The 21494-nt window shown below is 74.2% G+C and carries 12 protein-coding genes; 8 read left to right on the top strand and 4 right to left on the bottom strand.

The annotated features are described in order from the left end of the window. The first annotated feature begins 278 nt into the window (after window positions 1–278). Both WD250_14015 and WD250_14020 read left to right on the top strand, forming a co-directional pair. On the top strand, window positions 279–542 hold the full coding sequence (locus WD250_14015) for a hypothetical protein (protein MEX2621325.1): 264 nt from the start codon (window positions 279–281) through the stop codon (window positions 540–542). Further along, entirely contained in the window at window positions 539–1981 is a 1443-nt protein-coding gene (locus WD250_14020; protein ID MEX2621326.1) for an ADP-ribosylglycohydrolase family protein, read from the top strand. The genes WD250_14015 and WD250_14020 overlap by 4 nt, the downstream gene beginning before the upstream one ends. A 175-nt stretch (window positions 1982–2156) precedes the next feature. On the opposite strand, the gene WD250_14025 is transcribed toward WD250_14020, so the two are convergent. Genes WD250_14025 through WD250_14040 form a run of 4 tightly spaced genes read right to left on the bottom strand, consistent with a single transcriptional unit; the run spans window position 2157 to window position 11479 of the window. After that, window positions 2157–5624 (bottom strand): UvrD-helicase domain-containing protein, encoded by a 3468-nt coding sequence (locus WD250_14025; GenBank protein MEX2621327.1) that lies wholly within the window; start codon window positions 5622–5624, stop codon window positions 2157–2159. Then, entirely contained in the window at window positions 5621–8782 is a 3162-nt protein-coding gene (locus WD250_14030; GenBank protein ID MEX2621328.1) for a PD-(D/E)XK nuclease family protein, read from the bottom strand. The genes WD250_14025 and WD250_14030 overlap by 4 nt, the downstream gene beginning before the upstream one ends. 58 nt (window positions 8783–8840) lie before the next feature. Next, window positions 8841–10412, bottom strand: a complete 1572-nt coding sequence (locus WD250_14035; GenBank protein MEX2621329.1) for a hypothetical protein — start codon at window positions 10410–10412, stop codon at window positions 8841–8843. Then, window positions 10409–11479, bottom strand: a complete 1071-nt coding sequence (locus WD250_14040) for a hypothetical protein (GenBank protein ID MEX2621330.1) — start codon at window positions 11477–11479, stop codon at window positions 10409–10411. The genes WD250_14035 and WD250_14040 overlap by 4 nt, the downstream gene beginning before the upstream one ends. Before the next feature lie 160 nt (window positions 11480–11639). Between WD250_14040 and WD250_14045 the strand changes: the two genes are divergently transcribed. The 6 genes from WD250_14045 to WD250_14070 all read left to right on the top strand — a co-directional run. After that, window positions 11640–12839 (top strand): ATP-binding protein, encoded by a 1200-nt coding sequence (locus WD250_14045; GenBank protein MEX2621331.1) that lies wholly within the window; start codon window positions 11640–11642, stop codon window positions 12837–12839. Then, window positions 12840–13496 (top strand): response regulator transcription factor, encoded by a 657-nt coding sequence (locus WD250_14050; protein MEX2621332.1) that lies wholly within the window; start codon window positions 12840–12842, stop codon window positions 13494–13496. A gap of 298 nt (window positions 13497–13794) precedes the next feature. Continuing rightward, a complete protein-coding gene (locus WD250_14055) occupies window positions 13795–14025 on the top strand; it encodes a hypothetical protein (GenBank protein MEX2621333.1) in 231 nt (76 codons plus the stop codon). A 69-nt stretch (window positions 14026–14094) separates the two neighbouring features. Beyond that, window positions 14095–15378: an S-layer homology domain-containing protein gene (locus WD250_14060; protein ID MEX2621334.1), complete on the top strand. Its 1284-nt coding sequence runs from the start codon at window positions 14095–14097 to the stop codon at window positions 15376–15378. A 156-nt stretch (window positions 15379–15534) separates the two neighbouring features. Beyond that, window positions 15535–19008, top strand: coding sequence for an exodeoxyribonuclease V subunit gamma (gene recC, locus WD250_14065; protein ID MEX2621335.1), 3474 nt, complete (start codon window positions 15535–15537; stop codon window positions 19006–19008). Continuing rightward, on the top strand, window positions 19005–21494 hold a 2490-nt coding region (locus tag WD250_14070), incomplete at its 3' end, for a UvrD-helicase domain-containing protein (GenBank protein MEX2621336.1). The genes recC and WD250_14070, both read left to right, overlap by 4 nt.

Consider the following 21494-nt stretch of genomic DNA (forward strand, 5'->3'; position numbering starts at 1 on the left):
ACCCCGCACCAGAAATTGCCGCTCAAGCCCTCAACCGACCTGCGGAACGTGAGACCGGGTGGGCGCCTACCGGATCATCTATGAACTGCGCGGCACGAGCGCGGTCCGCGTGGTCGCCATCCGCCACCGCCGGCTCAGCCGTTTCCTCTCGGCGCGCTCGGGGGTCGCTGCTGTTGGTCGAGGCGCTCGCGGATCTCGGACCGCAGGCCACATCGTCGAGGCGCAAGAACGATGCTGCCACTGGTGACGACGTCACACGCTCGGGGCAGGCTTGTCCCATGACCGAGAGGCCAGCTGTCCAGCCTGGCGACCGGTTCATCGACGCGGCGGGTGACGCCGCAGCGGTGCATCGCGTTCGCGCCATCCTGACCGACCTCGCCGAGCAGGGCTCCAGCCTGTGGGGGCGGTTCAACGCCGGACGCGACGACCAGCTCTGGCACCACGAGTCGTTGGCGCGGGTGGCGGAATCAAGCCATGGGGACAGCGGGCGGGCGCGTGAGCTCGTGCGCACGGCAGGTCTGCGGCCACAGGCGGACGCATGAGCAGCCGATCTGCACGGACTGATCGGGTCAGCGGGGTCCTGCTGGGCCTGGCCGCCGGCGATGCGCTGGGGGCCGGCTACGAGTTCACCACGCCGGCCCCGGACGCCGAGATCGCCATGCTCGGCGGGGGCCAGTTCGCCTGGGAGCCCGGCGAGTGGACCGACGACACGCAGTTGGCGGTCTGCATCGCCGAGGTCACCGCGACCGGCGAGGTGGACGTGAACGCCATCGCCCAGCGGTTCCTGGACTGGTACGCCGGCGGGCCCAAAGACGTCGGTGTGCAGACCCGCTCGGTGTTGGGTCGGGCCGGGGGACACGCGGACCGCCTGGCCGACGTCGCCGCCGAGCACTTCGCCGCCAACCCCCGAGGCGCTGCGGGCAACGGCAGCCTGATGCGCACCGCACCGATCGCGTTGGCCCATCTGGGCGATGACGACGCCATCGCCGCCGCGGCCATGGCCGTGTCGGGGTTGACCCACGGGGACCCGCTGGCCGGCGAGGCGTGCGTGCTGTGGTGCATCGCGATCGACCGTGGCGTGCGCGAGGCGCGCCTGGACGGCATCGACGACGGGCTCGCGCTGCTGCCCGCCGACCGGCGGGGGTTCTGGTCGCAGCGCATCACCGAGGCGCGCACCCGGCCGCCGGCGACGTTCACACCCAACGGGTTCGTGGTCACCGCGCTGCAGGCGGCCCTCGCCGCGATCACCCAGACCCCGATCCCCGACGATGCGCCGTGGCGTCACCTGCCCCTGGCCCTGGAGGCCGCGGTGCGCATCGGCCACGACACCGACACGGTCGCCGCGATCGCCGGCGGCCTGCTGGGCGCGCGCTGGGGCGGGTCGGCGCTGCCGTTCGCGTGGCGGCGGCTGCTGCACGGCTGGCCCGGCTACCGCGCACGCGATCTCGTCCGCCTCGCGGTGCTCACCGCCGGCCGCGGCCGCCCCGACGACGCCGGGTGGCCCTCGGCGGACAGCCTCGCCGGGTACTACCAGCACGCCGGCCACCCGACGTTCGCGGTGGCGCTGCCCGACGACCCGGGCCTCGTCGTGGGCAACGTCGCGGGCCTGCCCGCGGCCGACATCGACGCGGTGGTGTCGCTGTGCCGGGTCGGTCGCACCTTCGCCCCGCCCGACGTCGAACATCTCGAGCTGCATTTCATCGACACCCCGGGCGCCAACACCCACCTGCGCCACGTCGTGGCCGACACCGCCGCGGGCATCCTCGCCCTGCGCGAGGAGGGCAAACGGGTGTTCCTGCACTGCGTCGCCGGGCAGAGCCGCACCCCCGCGGTCGCCGCGGCCTACCTGCGCCTGCGCCTGGGGATCTCCGGGAAGGAGGCGCTTGGCCGCATAGGCGACGTGCTGTACCACTACCAGCACAACCACGAGCTCATCGATGTGGTGCGGTCGCTGCCCCAGCAGCGCGACTCCAACAGCTGAGGCCTGGCCGTTCTTGGTCTGGTGCCCGGCGGCAGTCACACCCATGGGAGACAATGGGGTTAGAGTCGGCAGATCATCGTCTGCCATGTCGTGATCTGCCGTAGTACGGCCCGGGGACCGGTGACCAGCCCGTCGCACCAGGATTGGTCGGTCACTCACCGGCGGGAAGGTGTGGCTACGGGATCGGTATGGCCTGCGGCTCGTGCGCGAGGGCTGCCAGCACCTCGCGTTTGCCCTGCGCCACATCGTCGAGGTCCAGCTCGACGGCGCCGGCGGCGGTGAGGAACACGAACACGACGCGGGCGACGGGTTCGCCGGTGGCGAGCTCGACGGCGAGGGCGTAGGCGCCGCCCTGAGCGCGGTAGGTCACCATGCGCCGGTCGAGGTCGGCGGTGGACGAGGCGGTCTTGTAGTCCACGACCACGAGGCCGGCCGCGGTGCGGTACAGCAGGTCGATGTAGCCCTCCAGGGTGCGGTCGCCGACGGGGGCGGCCACGTAGGTCTCCCGCCACCGCGGGCACCCCAGCGCCTCGCGCACCGACGGCGCGGCCAGCGCAGAGCGGGCCAGCCGGGCGATGTCGGCCTCCCGACCGGGCACGCCCTCCGCGGCGGCCTGCGCGGCGGCGGTCTCCTCCAGCCCCTCGCCCGTCGCGAGGTCGATGGTCTGCAGCACCGCGTGGACCGCCCGGCCGATCGCGGTGCCGTAGCGGCCCTTCTGCCAGGGCGGCAGCTCGAGGTCGCGGGGCGCCTTGGCGGCGCCAGCGGCGGTCTCGCTGGCCTCGGCGGTGGCCTCGGCGGTCTCGCTGGCCTCGGCGGTGGCCTCGGCGGTGGCCTGGGCGGTCTCGGTGGCCTCGGCAGCCTCGTCCCCCCCGGCCTCCTCGAGACCCTCGGCCTCGCCGTCCACGGCCGGCGCCGCGCCCAGCAGCGCGACGTCGGAGGCACCCACGCTGCGCCACCGCCCGCTCGCCCCCAGGGCCGCGAACCGCTCCGCCTCCCACGCGGCGAGCTCGGGCAGCCGCTCGGGCTGCATCGGGCTGGCGGGCCGGCTGACCGCCGCGCCGTCCGCGGACACCTCGGGCAGGTCGAGGTCGGCGCAGGCGCCCGCGACGAGCTCGGCGTTGGTGCATCTGCTGGTGTCGGCCGGTGGGTTCTTGCGCTGCCTGCGGTGCAGCGACACGACCAGGTGGTCCTTGGTGCGGGTGCAGGCGACGTAGAGCAGGCGCAGGCGCTCGTGGAAGTCCATCTGCTCGTCGATCGGCTTGAACGCCTCGAACTCGGGTGTGACCAGACCGGTGCCGACCTTCAGGCCCACCGGCCCGCCGGGGGGGAACGCGACCTCGACACGTGAGCGCACGCCGCGGGAGGCGGTGGTCATGCCCGACAGGATCGTGATCGGGAACTGCAAGCCCTTGGCGGCGTGGATGGTCATGATCCGCACCGACTCGTCGTCGGTCTCGGGCAGGATCGTCTCGGCGACGCGGGCGCTCTCCGAGGCCTGCAGGCGCGCCCACTCCAGATACTCGCGCAGCGTGCCGCCCTCGGCCTCGCTCCACGCGCGCGCCTGGTCGATGACGAAGCGCAGGCGCCGCCACAGGTCACGGGGGCGCCCTGCGGCATAGCCGAGCTCGAACAGCCGCCGGTCGCGGACGATGCGGTCGGCCAGCTCGGCGGGGGCCAACCACGCCACCTCGGCGTGAAGGGCCTTGAGATAGCCCATGGCGGCCGCGACGGGGTGGCCCGCGTCCAGGTCGGCGGGCGGATCGGCCAGCAGATGCCACACCCCGCCGTGGCGCACCTTGTAGGTGAACAGGTCGTCGTCGCCGCAGCCGAACACCGGCGAGCGCAGCGCGGTGACCAGGGCGAGCTGGTCGGTGGGATCGGCCAGCGCGCGCAGGGTCGCCATGAGGTCGCGCACCTCGCGGGTGGCGTAGACCAGCGAGCTGGCCTCGGCCCGGTAGGCGACGTTCCGGGCGTCAAGGGCCAGCTCCAGCGCGGCCAGCGACGTGCGCGCCGGCAGCAGGATCGTGATGTCGCCGGGGGTGGCAGGGCGCCAGCGCTCGGTGCCGTCGGGATCGCGATAGCTGACCTGCCAGCCCAGCGCCGCCACGACCGCGCCGGCCACGTCGGCGGCCTCGCGCTCACGCACCTCGTCGGCCGTGAAGCCCGCGGGGTGGGCGGCGGCGCCAAGCACCGCCACGGGCGGGCCGACCGGCGGGTCGGTGCGCGCCGGGGCGGGATCCAGCGCCTGGTACGCGGGCTGGGAGCCCGGCTCGTGGGTGATGAGCTGGGCGAAGACGTCGTTGACCCAGCCGATGAGCGCGGGGCTCGCGCGGAAGTTCGTCGTCAGCGCGACGGGCTCGCCGAACACGTCGCGGGCGGCCAGGAACAGCTCGATGTCGGCGCGGCGGAACCGGTAGATGGACTGCTTGGGGTCGCCGACGAAGAACAGCCGGCCGGCCTCCACGCCGGTGTCGCGCCAGGCCTTGCCGGCCGCGTCGGGGTCGGCGGAGGCGATCAGCACCGCGAGCTCGATCTGGATGGGGTCGGTGTCCTGGAACTCGTCGAGCAGCAGCCGCTGGTAGCGTCGGCGCAGCCGGGCGCGCACGGCGACGCCGTGGGGGCCGCGCAGCACATCGCGGGCGAGCACGAGCAGGTCGTGGAACGCCAGCCGGCCACTGGAGCGACGCAGCTCGGCCGCGCGCAGGGTGAAGCCAGCGACCTCGACGGCGATGCGTCGCAGGCAGGCCAGGGCGACGTCGGCGGCGAGGCGGCGCCGGTCCGCGCCGAGGGCGCGCAGCTCCTCGGTGATGGAGCCCTTGTCACGCCAGTTGCCCTGCCGGCCGTTGCTGCACCGGAAGGTCGGCTTGGACTGCGTGAGCAGGCGCAGGGTCTCGAACTCGTCGGGCGCCTGGCGCAGCTGCTCGAGGTGGGGCTCGACCTGCTCGGTGAGGTAGACGCAGAGCTTGTCGTCGCCGTCGGTGCACTCGGCGCGGCGGTCGAGCAGCGCCCCGATCCCCGCGACGAGCTCGTCCACGACGAGCTCGGGCGGCTCGCTCGCCGGCCAGGGGATGCGCCGGGGGTCGGCGACGAGGTCCCAGTTGGCCTCGAACTGCTTGGCGAGGTGGCGGATGTCGGCCAGGCGCACGTCGGCGGCGAAGGCCAGCAGCAGCCAGCGCCGCAGGTCGGGGTCGGCGAGCATGGCGTCGCGGAAGGCCCGCCAGCGGTCCTCGAACTCGATGTCGGAGGCGACCTCGTCGAGGACCGCCACGTTGGGCGGCAGGCGCGCCTCGATGGGGTGCTCGGACAGGATGCGCTGGGCGAAGGCGTGCAGGGTGCTGACCGCGGCGGCGTCGATCTGGTCGAGCGCCGCCTGCACGCGGGCGCGAGCGGGGGCGTCGGCGGCGGCCTCGCGCTCCTCCTCCAGCGCGCGGCGGATGCGGTCGCGCAGCTCGGCGGCGGCCTTCTCGGTGAAGGTGATCGCGGCGATGCTGCGCATCGGGGTGTCGTCGTGGACGAGGGCCACGACCCGCTCGACCAGCGAGCGGGTCTTGCCCGAGCCGGCGCCGGCCTCGACGAACAGCGTCTCGTCGAGCGCGCCGGCGATGCGGGCCCGGGCGGCCTTGTCGGTCAGCGCCGGGCTCATGGCGCGCCCCCCGGGCCGTCGGCGTCGCCGCCCTCGGCGGCCTCGGCGGCCTCGGCGAGGACGCCGGGCTCCATGTAGCCCACGTAGTCGCGCAGCTCGTCGGCGAGGCGGACGCGCTCCCAGTCGCGGTAGCGGTCCGCGGTGCCGAGGTCGTCGGGGTCGCAGTAGCGGCACTCGGTGTACGTGCTCCAGCGGGGCTCGGGCGGGCGCAGCGGGAACCGGCCCGCGGCGATGCCGTCGGCGGCGACGGCCAGGGCGCGTCGCAGGCTGGCCACGACCTCGTCGGTGAGCGGGTAGCCGATGCGTTTGAACCCGCCGCGCGTGGAGGTGAACCAGTACTCGCTGCGCACCGCGGTGGCCGACGGTTGCGTGTCGCGAACCGCGAGGCCGTAGATCGCGAGCTGGAGCTTGTCGCCGTCGCCGAGAGGGTTGTCCTCGGTGAGACCGCGGAAGGAGTCGGGGCGGCCGGTCTTGTAGTCGGCCACGACCAGGCTCCCGTCGGTGCCGCGGTCGAGGCGGTCGATGCGGCCGCGCACCCGCACCGCGCGGGCGTCGCCGACGTCGATGGCCACGGCGGGGGCGGGGTGGCCGGGGATGCCGAACGCCCACTCGGCGGCCTGCGGCACGAGCTCGTGGGTGCGGCGTCGGGCGTCGTCGTGGTCGACGAACCGCTCGAGGTCCGCGACGATGCGCGGGCGGTCACGGCGCCACAGCAGCCGGTAGCCGGTCACGCCGCGCTGCTCGGCGGCGTCGCAGGCCTCCTCGGCGAGCGCGCGCATGCGCGCGCGGGCTGCCGGCGGCCACGGCTCGGCCGGGCCGGGCGGGCCGGCGGCGAGCTGCTCGTCGAGCCAGGCCTCGAGCACCCCGTGGATCAGCGACCCCCTCTCCATGGGGTCGATCTCCAGCAGCTCCTCGGGGTAGTCGACCGGCTGCACCCGCAGGACGTACTGCAGCAGGTAGGCGTGCGGGCACTTGAGCCAGGTCTCCAGCTGCGAGGCCGACACGACCCGATCGGGGTCGGCGGGAGAGGCGATCTCGGCGCCGAGGCCCGCGAGGTTGCCGTCGAAGCGGGTGAACGCTCGCCGGCCCCGCGTCAGGGCCATCGCCACGCCCGCGCGCAGGGCCGGGTCGCCGGCGACCAGCGGGTGGCGGGGCAGGTCGCGGCGCGTGGCGTCGGCCAGCGCGCGCAGCCCGTACTCCTGGCGGGTCGCGGGAAACGCCACGGTGCGCACCCGCTGCGCGAAGGACGCGACGGTGGTGGCGGGACCGGGGGCGGCAGCGCGCAGCCAGCGCGAGGGCGCCCGCTCGATGCTGCGCCGCAGGTCCCCACGCGGGGAGGTGAGCACCCGGTGGCTGCGGGCGGCGGCCAGCGCGGCGAGCAGGTGGCGGTGCTCCACGCCGACGTGGTCGGTGCGCAGCCGCAGCTCGTCGCCCACCCCTGCGCGTTCGACGTCGGGCAGCAGCGAGTCCTCCCGCGGCCGGCTCGGCGTGACGCCCTCCGCCAGACCCAGCACGACGACGAGGTCGAGGTCCACGCCCAGGGCGGCCGACACCGTCCCGACGAGCACGCCGCGACCGAATGCGCCGACCCGTCCGAGGTCGGCGTCGAGCTCCAGGCGCAGCGTGCGACGGAACACGTCGAGGTCGGTGGCCCCCTCGATCGCATCGAGGCCGCCCAGACGGTCGAGGGCCTCGTCGACCGTGTCCGCGGCGGCGCGCTCGACCTCGGGCCAGCGCGCGCGAGCCCGGTCGCCGCCGAGGTAGCGCCGCACGGTGTCCTGGCACCACTCGGCGAGCTGGCGCCACGTGTCGAGTCGCTGGGCGGTGGCCAGCTGGTCGCACAGCTCGCCGACGAAGGCGCGCAGCTCGTCGGCGCGGTCGGCGTCGCGGCGGTGCCGGTCGACCATCCAGGCGCGGGGGTCGTCGGTGGCGTCCTCGACCGCGGCGCGGTGGCGCTTGTCGGTGGCGAACCAGGCGAGCTTGTCGGCCCACTCGCCGCGGCCGCGCACGATGCCGGCCTCGCGGCTGATGCGCTCCCACGCCCCGGCCGCGCTCCAGCGCCCGTCCGGGCCGCGCACCGGGGCGCCGGCGAGCAGGCCCATCAGGGCCGGACGCGCGTAGTCGGTGTCGGCCAGCGCGAGCAGGTCCAGCAGCCAGCGGCCGAGCATCCGGTCGGCCAGCGGGCGCACCGCCCGGCCGTTGCACGCGACGCCGGCGGCGTTCAGCTGCTCGGCGACCAGGCGGGCGTAGGGCTCGGGCGCCGGGTACAGCAGGGCCATGCGTTCCAGAGCGACGCCGTCGCGGGCGGCGGCGACGATGCGCTCGAGGGCGGTGCGGACCTCCTCCTCGGGGTCGGACACCGAGATCACGGCGGTCGGGGTCGGCGGCTCATGGTGGGTGGCGCTCGGCGGCTCGAGGCCGAGGCGGCCCAGGATCCGGTCGATGTCGGCGTCCGCGCCGGCCACGCCGGTGCGCCCGGCGATGACCTCGACCGAGGCGCGGTCGGCGACCTGGCGCAGCAGCGCCGCGGCGGGCAGCGACAGGTCCTGGGGCAGGTACACCACGACCGTGCCGAGATCGTCGAGCACCGTCGAGCCGGCCCGCACCGCCGCGGTCGCCGCCGCCATGAGGTCGGCCTCCTCGAACCAGGCGTCGGCGAGCAGCGCGCGCGCGTCACGGCGGACGCGCACCACCTCGCTGGCGCGGATGCCCATTCCGGCCAGCGCGTCGAGGCTTGATTCCCGCAGCTCGGACAGCTCGCGGTAGGAGCGCACGAGCGCCTCCTCGGTTGAGGGGTGCTCACGGACCGGCTCGAAGATGCCGGGCTCCTTGGTGAGCACGGAGCGGACCGCGGCGGCGACGACCGGCGTGGACACCGGCCGGCGGCCCTGGGCGGCCAGGCGCGGGGCGCCGAGCAGCTCGGCCAACCGGTAGACGGTCAGCAGGTTCAGGCCGGCGACGCCGACGCCGCGCGCGGTGACCGGACCGAGCTCACCGCCGGCCAGCAGTCGGCGGGTCGACACGCCCACGTAGTTGGTCGGGACCACCACGGTCACCGGCTGCAGCGGGTCGTCGACCTTGGCCGCCGAGACGCGCACGCGCAGCAGCTCCGCGGCCGGGCGGCCGTAGGGCGTCGAGTGCAGCGAGATGTCAGCCATCGGGCGTCAACGGTACGCGGCGGGTGTGACACGGCGTGCGCGGGGGCAGTGGAGCTCGTCAGCGGCGACCGAACAGCTGGCCTGCGTCATGAGCACCGGCGGTGGCGGCTTGGTGGTAGGGGACGCGGTCGACGTAGGAGTGCTTGATGCGGTTCTCGCCGGCGAACGGGCCGGTCCCCGTCGCATGGAGCGTCACCCGGGGAAGCTGGGCCTGCGTCGCGGTGTTGCAGTAGGCGTTGCGGAAGTCGCCGTTGACCTTCCCGAGCTGGGCGAAGAGCTGCTGGGCGATTCCAGGCCCAGGCAGGTCTGCGGGGTCGCAGCCTTCGCGGAGCGCGATCGCGACCTCCAGGGTCTTGTCGTGGTGCTGGTCCTCGCGCGAGATCAGGCGGAAGCTGTCAAGGTGCGGAGCGAGCTCATCCAAGCCGATCAGGATCTCGCCGACGCTGTCGGGGGTGACGTTCGCGCCGTAGTAGTCGATGGACAGGTCCGAGCGCCCGTAGATGAACAGCAGGGGCAGCCTGATCGGCTGGGTCTCGGCGATGAGGTGGGTGAGCCCGAGCTCCGCCAGGACGGTCGCGACGTTCTCGTAGCGCGCGACGTGTCCGAGGTCATGGATGTTGTAGCGGATCTTGGGTGCGATGTTGCTCGGCCGCGTCAGCGTGACGAGCAGCTCGCCCTTCGGGTTGGCCTCCAGGTGGTACACCAGCGGGTTGTACTGCAAGACCATGGGCAACGTGCCGTGCCCGGCCTGGGTCAACCGCTCCCGCAGCGTGGGGTTGCGCTCCATCTCCTGTCGCAGGCGGATCGTGAACGGGCTCTCGGCGGCCATGTTGATCTCGAGGTCGGAGGCACCGTAGGACCCCACGACCTGGGTGAACGAGCGCAGCAGGTAGCGCCGCATGGGCTCGCTCATGGCCTCGCCACCGAAGATGGCACGGACGCGGAACTCCCCCCAGTCGATGCGGCGGTCGTCGCCCAGGGTCTTCAGGAACGGCGGGTAGCCCGTGACGACGTAGTCGTAGCCGGGGCCGAACTCCTGCAAGGTGTGGACGATCTTGTCGAGGTCCGGGCCGGTGGACTTCATGATGCAGATGTCGCTGAGCGACAGGCTCACGTTGAGACCCGTCGCCCACGCCCCGAGCGCGAACGCGTTGATGACGAAGCAGGGTTGGTCGCCCATCGCGTTGCGGAAGGACAGCTGCAGCATCTGCTTGGTGGCCCAGCGTTCCTCGGGGCCGCGAACCCAGCTGGTGGCCCTGCCGCTGCTGCCGGAGGACTCGTCGACGACCACGCCCCGGCGGGGCAGGCGCCCGCCCACGCAGCGGGCCTCGTGGTCGTAGCGCTGGACGTAGGTGACCTTGTCGGTCTCCGGCAACACTGCCAGATCGGGCAGGCCGTCACGGTAGCGAAGGGCGGGCGGGCCGCCGTGCGCGTCGACGAAATCGCGGTACGCGGGCACGGTCCGATAGGCCTGCTGGACGTTGACCCAGGCCCGCCAGGCTCCCACCCGCCACCGCGCACCGCTGAGCGGATCGGCGAAGAGCGCCTTGTAGAAGAGCGGATGGCGCAGGAACCACCGCTGCAGGGCATTGGCGAGCAGCACGAGCCCGTGGTGGAAGATGCGGTTCATTGGATGACCGCCGACAGGGGGAGCCGTTCGCTGGGCACCGGCTCATGGTCGGAGTAGCCCATACGGACGAGGAGCCACACCATGTCGCGCCCGCCCTCGCCCTCGCGCATGCCGAACTTGTCCACCATGGACCCCCGGAACTCCTCGTTGGTGATGATCGACCCGTACGGCTGCCAGTCGATGCCGTGCTCGGTCAGGATCAGCCACAGGCGCAGCATCAGGTGACCGGCCCCGATCCAGTCCTCGGCGTCCACGAAAGATCCCTGCAGCCACCCGACGGTCGAGATCCCGGTCATGGTGCGCATGTACACCCGCTGGGTGAGCTGTTTCACGACCGGTGCGGAGAACAGCCGGTGGTAGCGCATGAACCCCTGCAACAGCCACCCTGGGAGCACCAGTGCCCCCGGTGACAGTCCGTCCCCCGCCTGGCGCGCTTGCCTCTGCGAGTAGCGCAGCCACGAGCCGAGCTCCTGGCGGAACCGGTCGTGTTCGAGGTCGTGGTACAGCGCGTCACGGTTCAGCTCCTTCACCCACCGCACCGCCATGGGATCCACCGACACGGTGAAGGTGTGCCCGTGACGGGCGGCTTCCTCGCGCAGCTGACCGATCACCGCCGCGGGGATCGGCCGGTCATTGTAGGGCTGGCGGTTCGTCCGACGACGATGGAGGAGCGCGGGGTCGAGGTCATCGATCTGGTGACCGCGCGGCACCAGCCGCAGGTCGGCGACTTTGCGCAGGCCATCCGGCCGCTCCTCATACAGCGGACCACCGGTGTACTCGGCTTCCAGCGCATACCCCCGCGCGTGCGCGGCGATCCGCAGCGACTCGACGACGATCCCGCACGTCACACACGCGAACCGGCCCTCGAGGTCGCCCACCGGCAGCCCGCGCTCGGTCACGAAGAGCAGGTGGGCGCGTTCTCGGTCGAGGACGCGCAGCCTGGTCGGCTGCGTGTTATGGGGGGACGGCGCCCGGCGCGCGTACTCGGCAAGTTCTGACCACATGCTGGGGATGTCACCAGTCGGGCTGGGAACGCGGGCGTCGGCCTCGGTCGTGTGGTGTGTCATGCTCCCAGTGAAGGGCAGGCGCGCGGGGTGGGGTAGACGGCATCCGCCCTGTTTCGGTCGGCGACGGTGCCCAGATCCGCCTGGGATGTTCCGGCAATCGCCCAGCGTCGGCAGCTGAACGCGTGTTCCCTCGGGGGCGTCGTTGGGCTACAACCAGACCATGGACACCGGCGTGGCCACCCGCACCCGCTCCCGGCGGCTGCTGCTGCGCGGGATCCTGGTGTTCCGCTGGGCGACCCTGGGCTGGATGGTGGTGCTGGCGCTGACCACGCCGACGGGGTTCGCCCGGCCGGGGTTGGCGTGGGGCGCGGTTGCGGTGGCCGCGGGATGGACGGTGTGGCTGACCGTTGTGGGCCACGAGCCGCAACGCGTGGTGCTGGGCGTGGACCTGGCGGTCTGCGGGAGCCTGGTGCTCGCGTCGGGTCTGGTCGCGCACGCGGGCGAGGTCACGGCCGGCCGGCCGTTCTTCGCGGCCAGCTACCCCCTGGCGGCCGTCCTGCTCTGGGGCGTGACCCGCGGGCCGTGGTGGGGCGGGACAGCGGCGGCGGCGCTGGGAGCCGGGCTGGTAACCGCGCGCCCGCTCAACGGTGTCCCCGTGGCTGACCTCTCCGCCGTCCAGGCGCAGCAGGCGGCCGGGACGGTGGTCAACTTTCTGGTGGCCGGCGTCGCTGTGGGTCTGGTCGCCCGGCTCCTGGACGCCTCCGCGCAGGCGGCCGAGACCGCCACCGGCGAGCTCCTCGCGGAACGAGAGCGGACCGCACGCCTGAGCGAGCGCCAGTCGCTGGCGCGCCAGATCCACGACTCGGCGTTGCAGATCCTGGCGCTGATCCACAAGCGCGGCCGGGAGCTGGCGGGCCAGGAGCGGGTCTCGGGCCGGCAGGTCGCCGAGCTCGCCGATATGGCCGGCCGACAGGAGGCGGAGCTGCGCGCGCTGGTGCTGCGCCCGACGGAGCGGAGCGCATCGGGGACCGCGTCGCTGCGTGACGCGCTGGAGCGGACCGCTCGCGGCATCGACGGCGTGCCCGTGACCGTGAACGCCATCGGGGCGCTGATCCTGCCGGCCGCGCTGGTGTCCGAGGTCGCCGCCGCCGTCGGCGAGGCGCTGCGCAACGCCGCCCGGCACGCCGGCGCGCACCGTGTCGTCGTCTTCGCCGAGCAGGCCGATGGCCGTCTGGCGTTGTCGGTGCGCGACGACGGGTGCGGCTTCACCTACGACGAGGCCGAGCTGGCCGAACAAGGCAAGGCGGGGATGCTGCGCAGCATGAAGGGGCGGATCGTGGACCTGGGTGGAACCATGGACGTGGAAACCGCTCCCGGCCGCGGCACCGAGGTGACCTTTGCTATCCACGTGGAGGACTGAATGAGCCAGCCGATCCGCGTGGTGGTCGTCGACGACCACCCGGTCTGGCGCGACGGCGTGCGCTCCGACCTGGAGAGCTCGGGGATCGTGCAGGTCGTGGGCGAGGCCGCCGACGGCGGTGACGCGGTCGACGTGGTGCTGGACGTCATGCCCGACGTGGTCCTCATGGACCTGCAGCTGCCGACCGTGTCCGGCGTGGAAGCGACGCGGCGCATCCTCGAAGCGGCTCCCCACGTGCGCGTGCTCGTGCTGTCCGCGTCGGCCGAGGAAGCTGACGTGCTGGCAGCGGTGAAGGCCGGGGCGATCGGCTACCTGCTCAAGAGCTCGACCTCCCACGAGCTGGTCGCCGCGATCCGCGGCGTGCATGGCGGCGAGCCGGTGTTCACCCCGTCGCTGGCCAGCCTGGTGCTCGGCGAGTTCCGGCGCATGGCGGCCGGCACCGATGCGGGCGAACCCGGACTGACTCCCCGCGAGAACGATGTGCTGAAGCTCGTCGCGAAGGGCTACACCTACCGCGAGATCGGCGACAAGCTGTTCATCGCCACCAAGACGGTGCAGAACCACGTGCAGAACATCCTCACCAAGCTCCAGCTGTCACAGCGCTACGAGCTCATGCGCTACGCGATCCACAAGGGACTGGACCGCCTGCCCGAGTAGTCCCGGGAGGCCCGGCATACAGTCGTGGTGACCGCACAGCGCCAGCGACGGGATCTTCGGGCGGGGCGCTGAGCGCCACAGCCCGATAGCCATGCCATGACCGCCGGTGACCGGCTGCGGCGCAGCTTCCGCCTGGTCGCCGTCCGGCCGCCGCCGTGCGTCTCGGTGCCCGACCCGCCGACCGGCGACCTGGTCTGCGTCGCCCACGATGCGGTGCGTGGTGCGGCAGTGTGCCTGGCACGGAACCCTGGCCTGCTGCGACGATCAGCATGACCACAATGCGGACAAGGAGTACGCCATGGCAAAGCAAGTCGCACAAGGCCAGGTCGACCGTCTGGCTGTCGGAGCGCTCGCGGTGGGCGCCGCGGCGCTGGGTGCCGGCGCCGTCGGGGCGCTGGCGGTGGGCCGCCTGGCCATCGGCAAGGCCGCGGTGCGTCGCCTGGTCATCCAAGACCTGTACGTCGATCGACTGCACGTCGGCGAGACGACGACCCCCGGTGCTGACGCGCTCGCCGCCGGTCACGACTGACGTCGGCGAGGCCGGTGTGGGATGCGGATCCAAGTGGATCCGTTGCGTCACGTTAGGGTTGGGAGGCACATGAGTTCACAGCCATCTCCAGTCCTGCACGCCCCCACGATCGCCGCTGCGCGGCCGCGCGAGCCCGTCCGCCTCGTCATGGCACTGCTCGTCGCGACGCTGCTGCTGGCGGGCCAGACCCCGCCGACCGCGGCGCACGCGGACCGTCATGCCGGCCCGACGAGCAGCCAGCTGTCCGGCGCCTGCCCCGCCGGGACACCCAGCGCGGGGTTCCCCGATGTCGCCGGCAACACCCACGAGGCCACCGTCGACTGCGTCTCCTGGTACGGCATCGCCCGCGGGGTGCTGCCCGGCGCCTACGCGCCCGCCCGGTCGGTGCGCCGCGACCAGCTCGCCAGCTTCGTGGCGCGCCTGCTCGACACGGCCGGCGTGGCCCTTCCCGCCCCGACGGACCAGGGGTTCGGCGACATCGACGGCAACACCCACGCCGACCCGATCAACCAGCTCGCCGAGCTCGGCATCGTGCAGGGCACGAGCGCGGCCGCCTTCTCCCCCACCCAGCCGGTGCGCCGCGACCAGATGGCCAGCTTCCTCGTGCGCGCCTACGAGCACGTCCACGGCCAGCCGCTCGCCGCCCCCCCGAGCGCGTTCACCGACATCCGGGGCAACGTCCACGCCGCCGCCATCGACGCCGCGGCCGCCGCCGGGTTCACCCAAGGCACCTCGGCCACGACCTACAGCCCCGCCCAGGCGGTGCGCCGCGACCAGATGGCGAGCTTCCTCGCCCGCGTCCTCGACCGAGGCGCGGACGACGGCCACGTCGCCGCCCGCCAGCCGCCGCCCGCGGTGCTGACCGACGCGCTCCCGCTGCACGTGCGCGGGGTCGGGCAGGCCCGCGCGGGCATGACCCTGGCCGAGGTCGAGCAGGCGACCGCCACCCCCGTCGACGTGCAGGAGTTCGGCACGTTCGGGGGCCACTGCTACTACGGGCAGGCCCAGGGCGTCGACGCCTACTCGTTCATGGTGGTCGCCCCGGGCGAGCAGCCCCCCGCCGATCCCATGCAGGGCGTCGTCGTGCGCGCGTCCAGCACGCTGTTCGACGGGGAGCACACACCCACGACGGCTGGCGTGCGCCCCGGTGACCCGCGCGGGGCGGTCACCGCCGCCTACGGCGATCAGGTGACCGCGAGCCCGCACCTCTATCAGCCGGCGGGCGCCTACCTCGACGTCGTGGCAGCAGACGGCGTTCACGGCCTGCGCTTCGAGGTGAACGGCGACAACGTCGTCGAGGCCATCCACGTCGGTGACGCCGGCGCCGTGACGGCGCCGGAGGGCTGCGCCTAGTAGGGCGCTACCGCCTCGCGACGGGAGCGCCACGCCGGCTGCAGCTCGTCGAGAGCGGCCGGCAAGATCCGTCACATCTGACGGATGCGACTCGCGATGATGCCCGGCATGGCCGCACCGTCGCGGCATACTCAGGCGTCACGTCGGGGGTGAACAATGGCACTGCACCTGCACCGCGCGGAGCGCGCCGACCGACTGGTCGCGGCGCTCGGCGGTGTCCTGGCCGATCCGCTCGACGACCCCTTCGCCCCCGAGACCGTGGCGGTGCCCACCCGTGGCGTGGAGCGCTGGCTGAGCCAGCGGCTGTCCGCGGTCCTGGGCACCTCGGCGGGCCGCGCGGACGGCGTCTGCGCCAACGTCGACTTCCCGTTCCCGGGCCGCCTCGTCGATGGTGCCCTCGCGGCGGCGTGCGGCATCGACCGCGACGCCGACCCGTGGCTGCCCGCCCGGTCGGTGTGGCCGCTGCTCGACGTCGTCGAGGCGTGCATCGACGAGGCCTGGCTCGCCGCCCTGGCCGCCCACCTCGGCGCCGGCCAACCCGACGAGCACCGCCGTGCCCGTCGCTTCGCCGCGGTGCGCCACATCGCGGACCTGTTCGACCGCTACGGGGTGCACCGCCCTGCCATGGTCCGCGCCTGGGCGGCCGGGCACGACCACGACGACGAGGGTGCACCGCTGCCCGACGACCTCGCCTGGCAGGCGCGGCTGTGGCGGTGCCTGGCCGATCGGCTCGCCGCGCCGAGCCCCGCCGAGCGCCTCGCCGACGTGTGCGCGGCCATCCGCGACGACCCGGCGCTGCTCGACCTGCCGGCGCGCGTGTCGGTGTTCGGGCTCACCCGGCTGCCGGCCAGCTACCTCGACGTGCTGCGTGCGGTCGCCGTGGGTCGCGACGTGCACCTGTTCCTGCTGCATCCCTCTCCGGCGCTGTGGGACCGCGTCGCCGCCACGGCCGGGGCGAGCGGCCGCCGGGTGCGCCGGCCCGACGACCCCACCGCCGGGCTGGCGCGCAACCCGCTGCTGACCACGTGGGGCCGCGACGCCCGCGAGATGCAGCTCGTGGTCGCGACCGGCGACGGCCACGTCGACCGCCACCACCCCCTCGACGAGCAGCGCTCGACGCTGCTGGGGCGCCTGCAGGCCGACGTGCACGCCGACCGCTCGCCGCCCGGCCCGCCCCTGCCCGACCAGCCGGACCATCGCCTGGTCCTCGACGAGGGTGACGACAGCGTCGCGGTGCACGCCTGTCACGGCCGGGCCCGCCAGGTCGAGGTCGTGCGCGACGCGATCGCCCACCGCCTGGCCGCCGACCCGACGCTGGAGCCGCGCGACGTGGTCGTCATGTGCCCCGACATCGATGCGTTCGCCCCGCTCATCCACGCCACGTTCGGCGCCGGCGAGCACACCGACGACGACGCCGGCGAGGACGCCCTGCCGGCGGATGTCGCCCTCCCCGACCTGCGGGTGCGCCTGGCCGACCGCTCCATCCGCCAGACGAACCCGGTCCTGGGCGTCGTCGCCGAGCTGCTCGCGCTGGCCGACGAACGACTCACCGCCTCCCGGGTCCTCGACATCGCCGGGCGCGAGCCGGTGCGCCGGCGCTTCCACCTCGACGACGACGACCTGTCCCGCGTCGAGCAGTGGGTGGCCTCCGCCGGCGTGCGTTGGGGCCTGGACGCGACGCACCGGGGCCCCTTCGGCCTGGGCGACCTCGACGCGAACACCTGGCGAGCGGGCCTCGACCGCATCCTGCTCGGCGTGGCGATGAGCGAGGAGGAGCTGCGGCTGGTCGGCGGCACGCTGCCCCTGGACGACGTCGACTCCGGCGACATCGACCTCGCCGGGCGCCTCGCCGAGCTGCTGGACCGGCTGCAGGACACGGTGGCCGCCCTGTCGGGCACCAAGCCCCTCACCGCGTGGGCCGAGACGATCGCTGCCGCTGCCGACGGCCTGACCGCCGCGCGGGCGGGCGAGGGCTGGCAGCGCGCCGGGCTGCAGCGCCTCCTCGACGACGTCGTCGAGGAGGCGTGCGTCGAGGGCCACCGCAGCGCCCAGCCGCTCGCCCTCGCCGAGGTGCGGGCACTGCTCGCCGACCGCCTCCGCGGCCGCCCGACCCGGGCGAACTTCCGCACCGGGCACCTGACCATGTGCACGCTCGTGCCGATGCGCTCGGTTCCCCACCGGGTGATCTGCCTGCTCGGCCTCGACGACGGGGTGTTCCCGCGCACGACCGCAGCCGACGGCGACGACCTCGTCGCCCGCGACCCCTGCGTCGGCGACGCCGACCCGCGCGGCGAGGACCGCCAGCTGCTGCTCGACGCGCTGCTCGCCGCGACCGATCACCTGCTCGTGACCTACAGCGGCCGCGACGAGCGCAGCAACGCGGTGCTTCCGCCCGCCGTGCCCGTCGGCGAGCTGCTCGACGTCATCGACCGCACCGCCGTCGCCACCGACGCCGACGGCGGCGCGGTGCCGGGCCGCGAGCGGGTCGTCATCGCCCATCCCCTGCAACCCTTCGACGAGCGCAACTTCATCGCCGGGGAGCTCGTGGCCGCCCAGCCGTGGAGCTTCGACACCGTGGGGCTGGCGGGCGCGCGGGCGGCGGCGGCCGAGCGGGCCGAGGCGGGCGGGTTCCTCGACGCGCCGCTGCCGCCGGTGGCCGGGGACCTCCTCGAGCTCGACGATCTCGTGCGGTTCGTCCAGCACCCCGTCAAGGCGTTCCTGCGCCAGCGCCTCGGCATCATCGTCAGCCGAGAGGAGCCCGAGCCCGACGACGGGCTGCCGGTGGAGCTCGACCCGCTCGAGCAGTGGGGCGTCGGGCAGCGTCTCGTCGACGCGCTGCTCGATGGCGCCGACGCGGCCACCTGCCGGGCGGCCGAGGTCGCCCGTGGCAACCTGCCGCCCGGGGCGCTCGGCGCGCCGATCATCGGGCAGGTCGGCCCCGTCGCAGAGCGCATCGTCGTCGCCGCACGCGAGCTGGCCGACGCCGGCACCGAACCGGGCCCGGTGGAGGTGGCCGTGGACCTCGGCGCCGGCCGGGTGCTGGTCGGCACGGTGCCCGGCGTCGCCGGGGACCTGCTGCGCACCGTCACCTACTCGCGGGTGGCGCCCAAGCACCGGCTGACCGCGTGGGTGCGCCTGCTCGCGCTCACCGCCGCACACCCCGACCGCGCGTTCACGGCGGCCACCGTCGGGCGCGGCTGGGGCGGGCGGGTGGCCTGCGTGCCCCTGCCCGCGTTGGGCCCGGACCCGGCGACCCGCGCGGAGGCGGCGCGCGCACAGCTGGCCGTCCTCGTCGACCTCTACGACCGGGGCATGCGCGAGCCCCTGCCGCTGTACTGCAAGGCCTCCGCGGCGTGGGCCGAGGCCTGCCACGACGGACGCAACCCGGCGGCCGACGCCGAGGGGGAGTGGACGTCCGGGTGGGGCAGGAGGAGTGAGTGGTGGAGCCGCGAAGATGAAGAGCTCGAGCACCAGCTCGTGCTCGGCGGGGTCGCACCGCTGCGCGCGCTGCTGGACGCCGAGCCGCGCGACGACGAGGGCTGGCACGCCGAGGAGGAGGCGACCCGGTTCGGGCGCTACGCCCGCCGGTTGTGGACCGGCCTGCTCACCCACGGGGGCGACGACCGATGAGCGCCCCCGGGGCCCGCAGCGACGGGCAGGAGCCCGCCTTCGACGTCTGCGGGACGCTGCCGACCGGGGTGACGGTGCTGGAGGCCAGCGCCGGCACGGGCAAGACGTTCGCGATCGCCGCGCTCGCCGCGCGCTACGTCGCCACGGGCACGCCGCTTGAGGCGCTGCTGCTCGTCACGTTCACCCGCATGGCCACCAGCGAGCTGCGCGAGCGGGTCCGCGAGCGCCTCGCCAGCGCCGAGCACGGCCTCGGGCTGGCGTGCGCGGGCATCCCCGTGGACACCGACGACGAGGTGCTCACCCTGCTCGCCGACGCCACCCCCGAGGAGATCGCGGTGCGCCGCCGCCGGCTCGCCGCTGCGCTGGCCGACTTCGACGCGGCGACCATCGCGACCACCCACGGGTTCTGCCAGCACATCCTCGCCGGCCTCGGCGTCGCGGGCGACGTGGAGACCGACGTGACGTTTCTGGAGGACCCGCGCGACCTCGTCGACGAGGTGGTCGACGACCTCTACGTCCGCCGCTTCCACGGGCAGGCCGACGCGCCGTTGTTCGACCTGGCCGACGCCCGCCGTATCGGTCAGGCCGTCATCGACAACCCGCTCGCGCCGCTGGAGCCCCGCGACGCGCACCCCGACAGCCCCTACGCGATGCGCCGGCGGCTGGCGGGCGCGGTCCGCGACGAGGTGGAGCGGCGCAAGCGCCGCATGAAGGTGCTCACCTACGACGACCTGCTCACCCGGCTGGCGGCCACGCTGCGCGACCCCGCACGGGGCCCGGCCGCCTGCCGGCGGCTGCAGGAGCGCTACCGCGTCGCCCTGGTCGACGAGTTCCAGGACACCGACCCCATCCAGTGGGAGATCATGGAGCGGGCGTTCGCCAGCGCGCCCTCCACGCTCGTGCTCATCGGCGACCCCAAGCAGGCCATCTACGCCTTCCGCGGTGCCGACGTCTACGCCTACCTCGCCGCCGCCCGCCAGGCGGGCACGAAGCAGACCCTCGGCATCAACCGGCGCAGCGACCAGGGACTGATCGACGCCTACGACGCGCTGTTCGCCGGCTCCACGCTCGGGCACCCCGGGATCGCCTACCGCACCGTGCAGGCGGCGGACGCCAACCAGCAGCCGCGGCTGACCGGCGCACCCGGCGCCGCGTTGCGCGTGCGGGTCGTGCACCGCGACGACGGCCTGGTGGGCCTGACCAGGAAGACCGGCTGTGTCAACAAGCCGTCGGGGGAGGCCTACGTCGCCGCGGACCTCGCCGCCGACGTGGTCGCCCTGCTGCACGGCGAGGCGCACGTGCTGACCCGCGACGCGCGCGGCATCGAGACCGGTCGCGAGCCGGTGCGCCCCGGCCACGTCGCGGTGCTGGTGCGCACCAACCGGCAGGCCGCCCAGGTCCGCGACGCACTCGACGCCCTGGACGTGCCCGCGGTCATCAACGGGGCCGGCAGCGTGTTCGCGACCGCGATCGCCCGCCAGTGGGTGGCGCTGCTGGAGGCGCTCGAGCGACCGACGTCACCGGTGTGCGTCCGCGCCGCGGCGCTGACCTGCTTCCTCGGCTGGAGCGCCGCCGAGGTCGCCACCGCCGGGGAGGCGGCGTGGGAGGACGTCCACGCGCGGCTGCACCGCTGGGCGGGCGTGCTGCGCCGCCGGGGCGTCGCGTCGCTGCTCGAGCTGGTGACCATGAGCGAGCGGCTGCCGGGCCGGATGCTCGCCCGCGTCGACGGGGAGCGCGAGCTCACCGACCTGCGCCACATCGGCCAACTGCTGCACGCCGAGGCCATCACCGAACGGCTCGGCACCACCGCCCTGACGGCGTGGCTGCGCCGGCGCATCGCCGAGACCGACGCCGACGCCTCCGCCGAGGACCGCAGCCGCCGCCTGGAGTCCGACGCCGAGGCGGTGCAGGTGCTGACCATCCATCGCAGCAAGGGCTTGGAGTTCCCGATCGTCTACTACCCCTACCTGTGGCAGGCCGGCTTCATCAACGACGCCGACCCGCCGATCTTCCACGACCCAGACGACGACGACCGGCGCACGATCAACGTCGGCATGGGCGGGCCGGGGTACCACGAGCACCGCCGGCGCCACCGCGCCGAGCAGCGCGGCGAGGACCTGCGCCTGGCCTACGTCGCGCTGACCCGGTCCCGCCACCAGGCGATCGTGTGGTGGGCCGGCTCCTACGAGGCCGGCAGCTCGCCGCTCGGACGGCTGCTGTTCGCCCGGCAGCCCGACGGCACGGTGCCCCCCGACGGCGAGGACACGCCCGGCGACGACGAGGCGCTGGAGCGCTTCGCCGCGCTCGCCGAGGCGGCCCCCGGCTGCGTGACCGTCGAGCGCACCGCCGAGCCCGACGTGCAGCGCTGGCGGGGCCAGCCGGCCCGCGCCGCCGAGCTCGCCGTCGCCCGCTTCGACCGGCGCGTGGACCACGGCTGGCGGCGCGCCTCCTACAGCGCGATCACCGCGGCGGCCTACGAGCCGCGC

This window comes from Egibacteraceae bacterium (assembly GCA_040905805.1).
GTDB lineage: Bacteria > Actinomycetota > Nitriliruptoria > Euzebyales > Egibacteraceae > DATLGH01.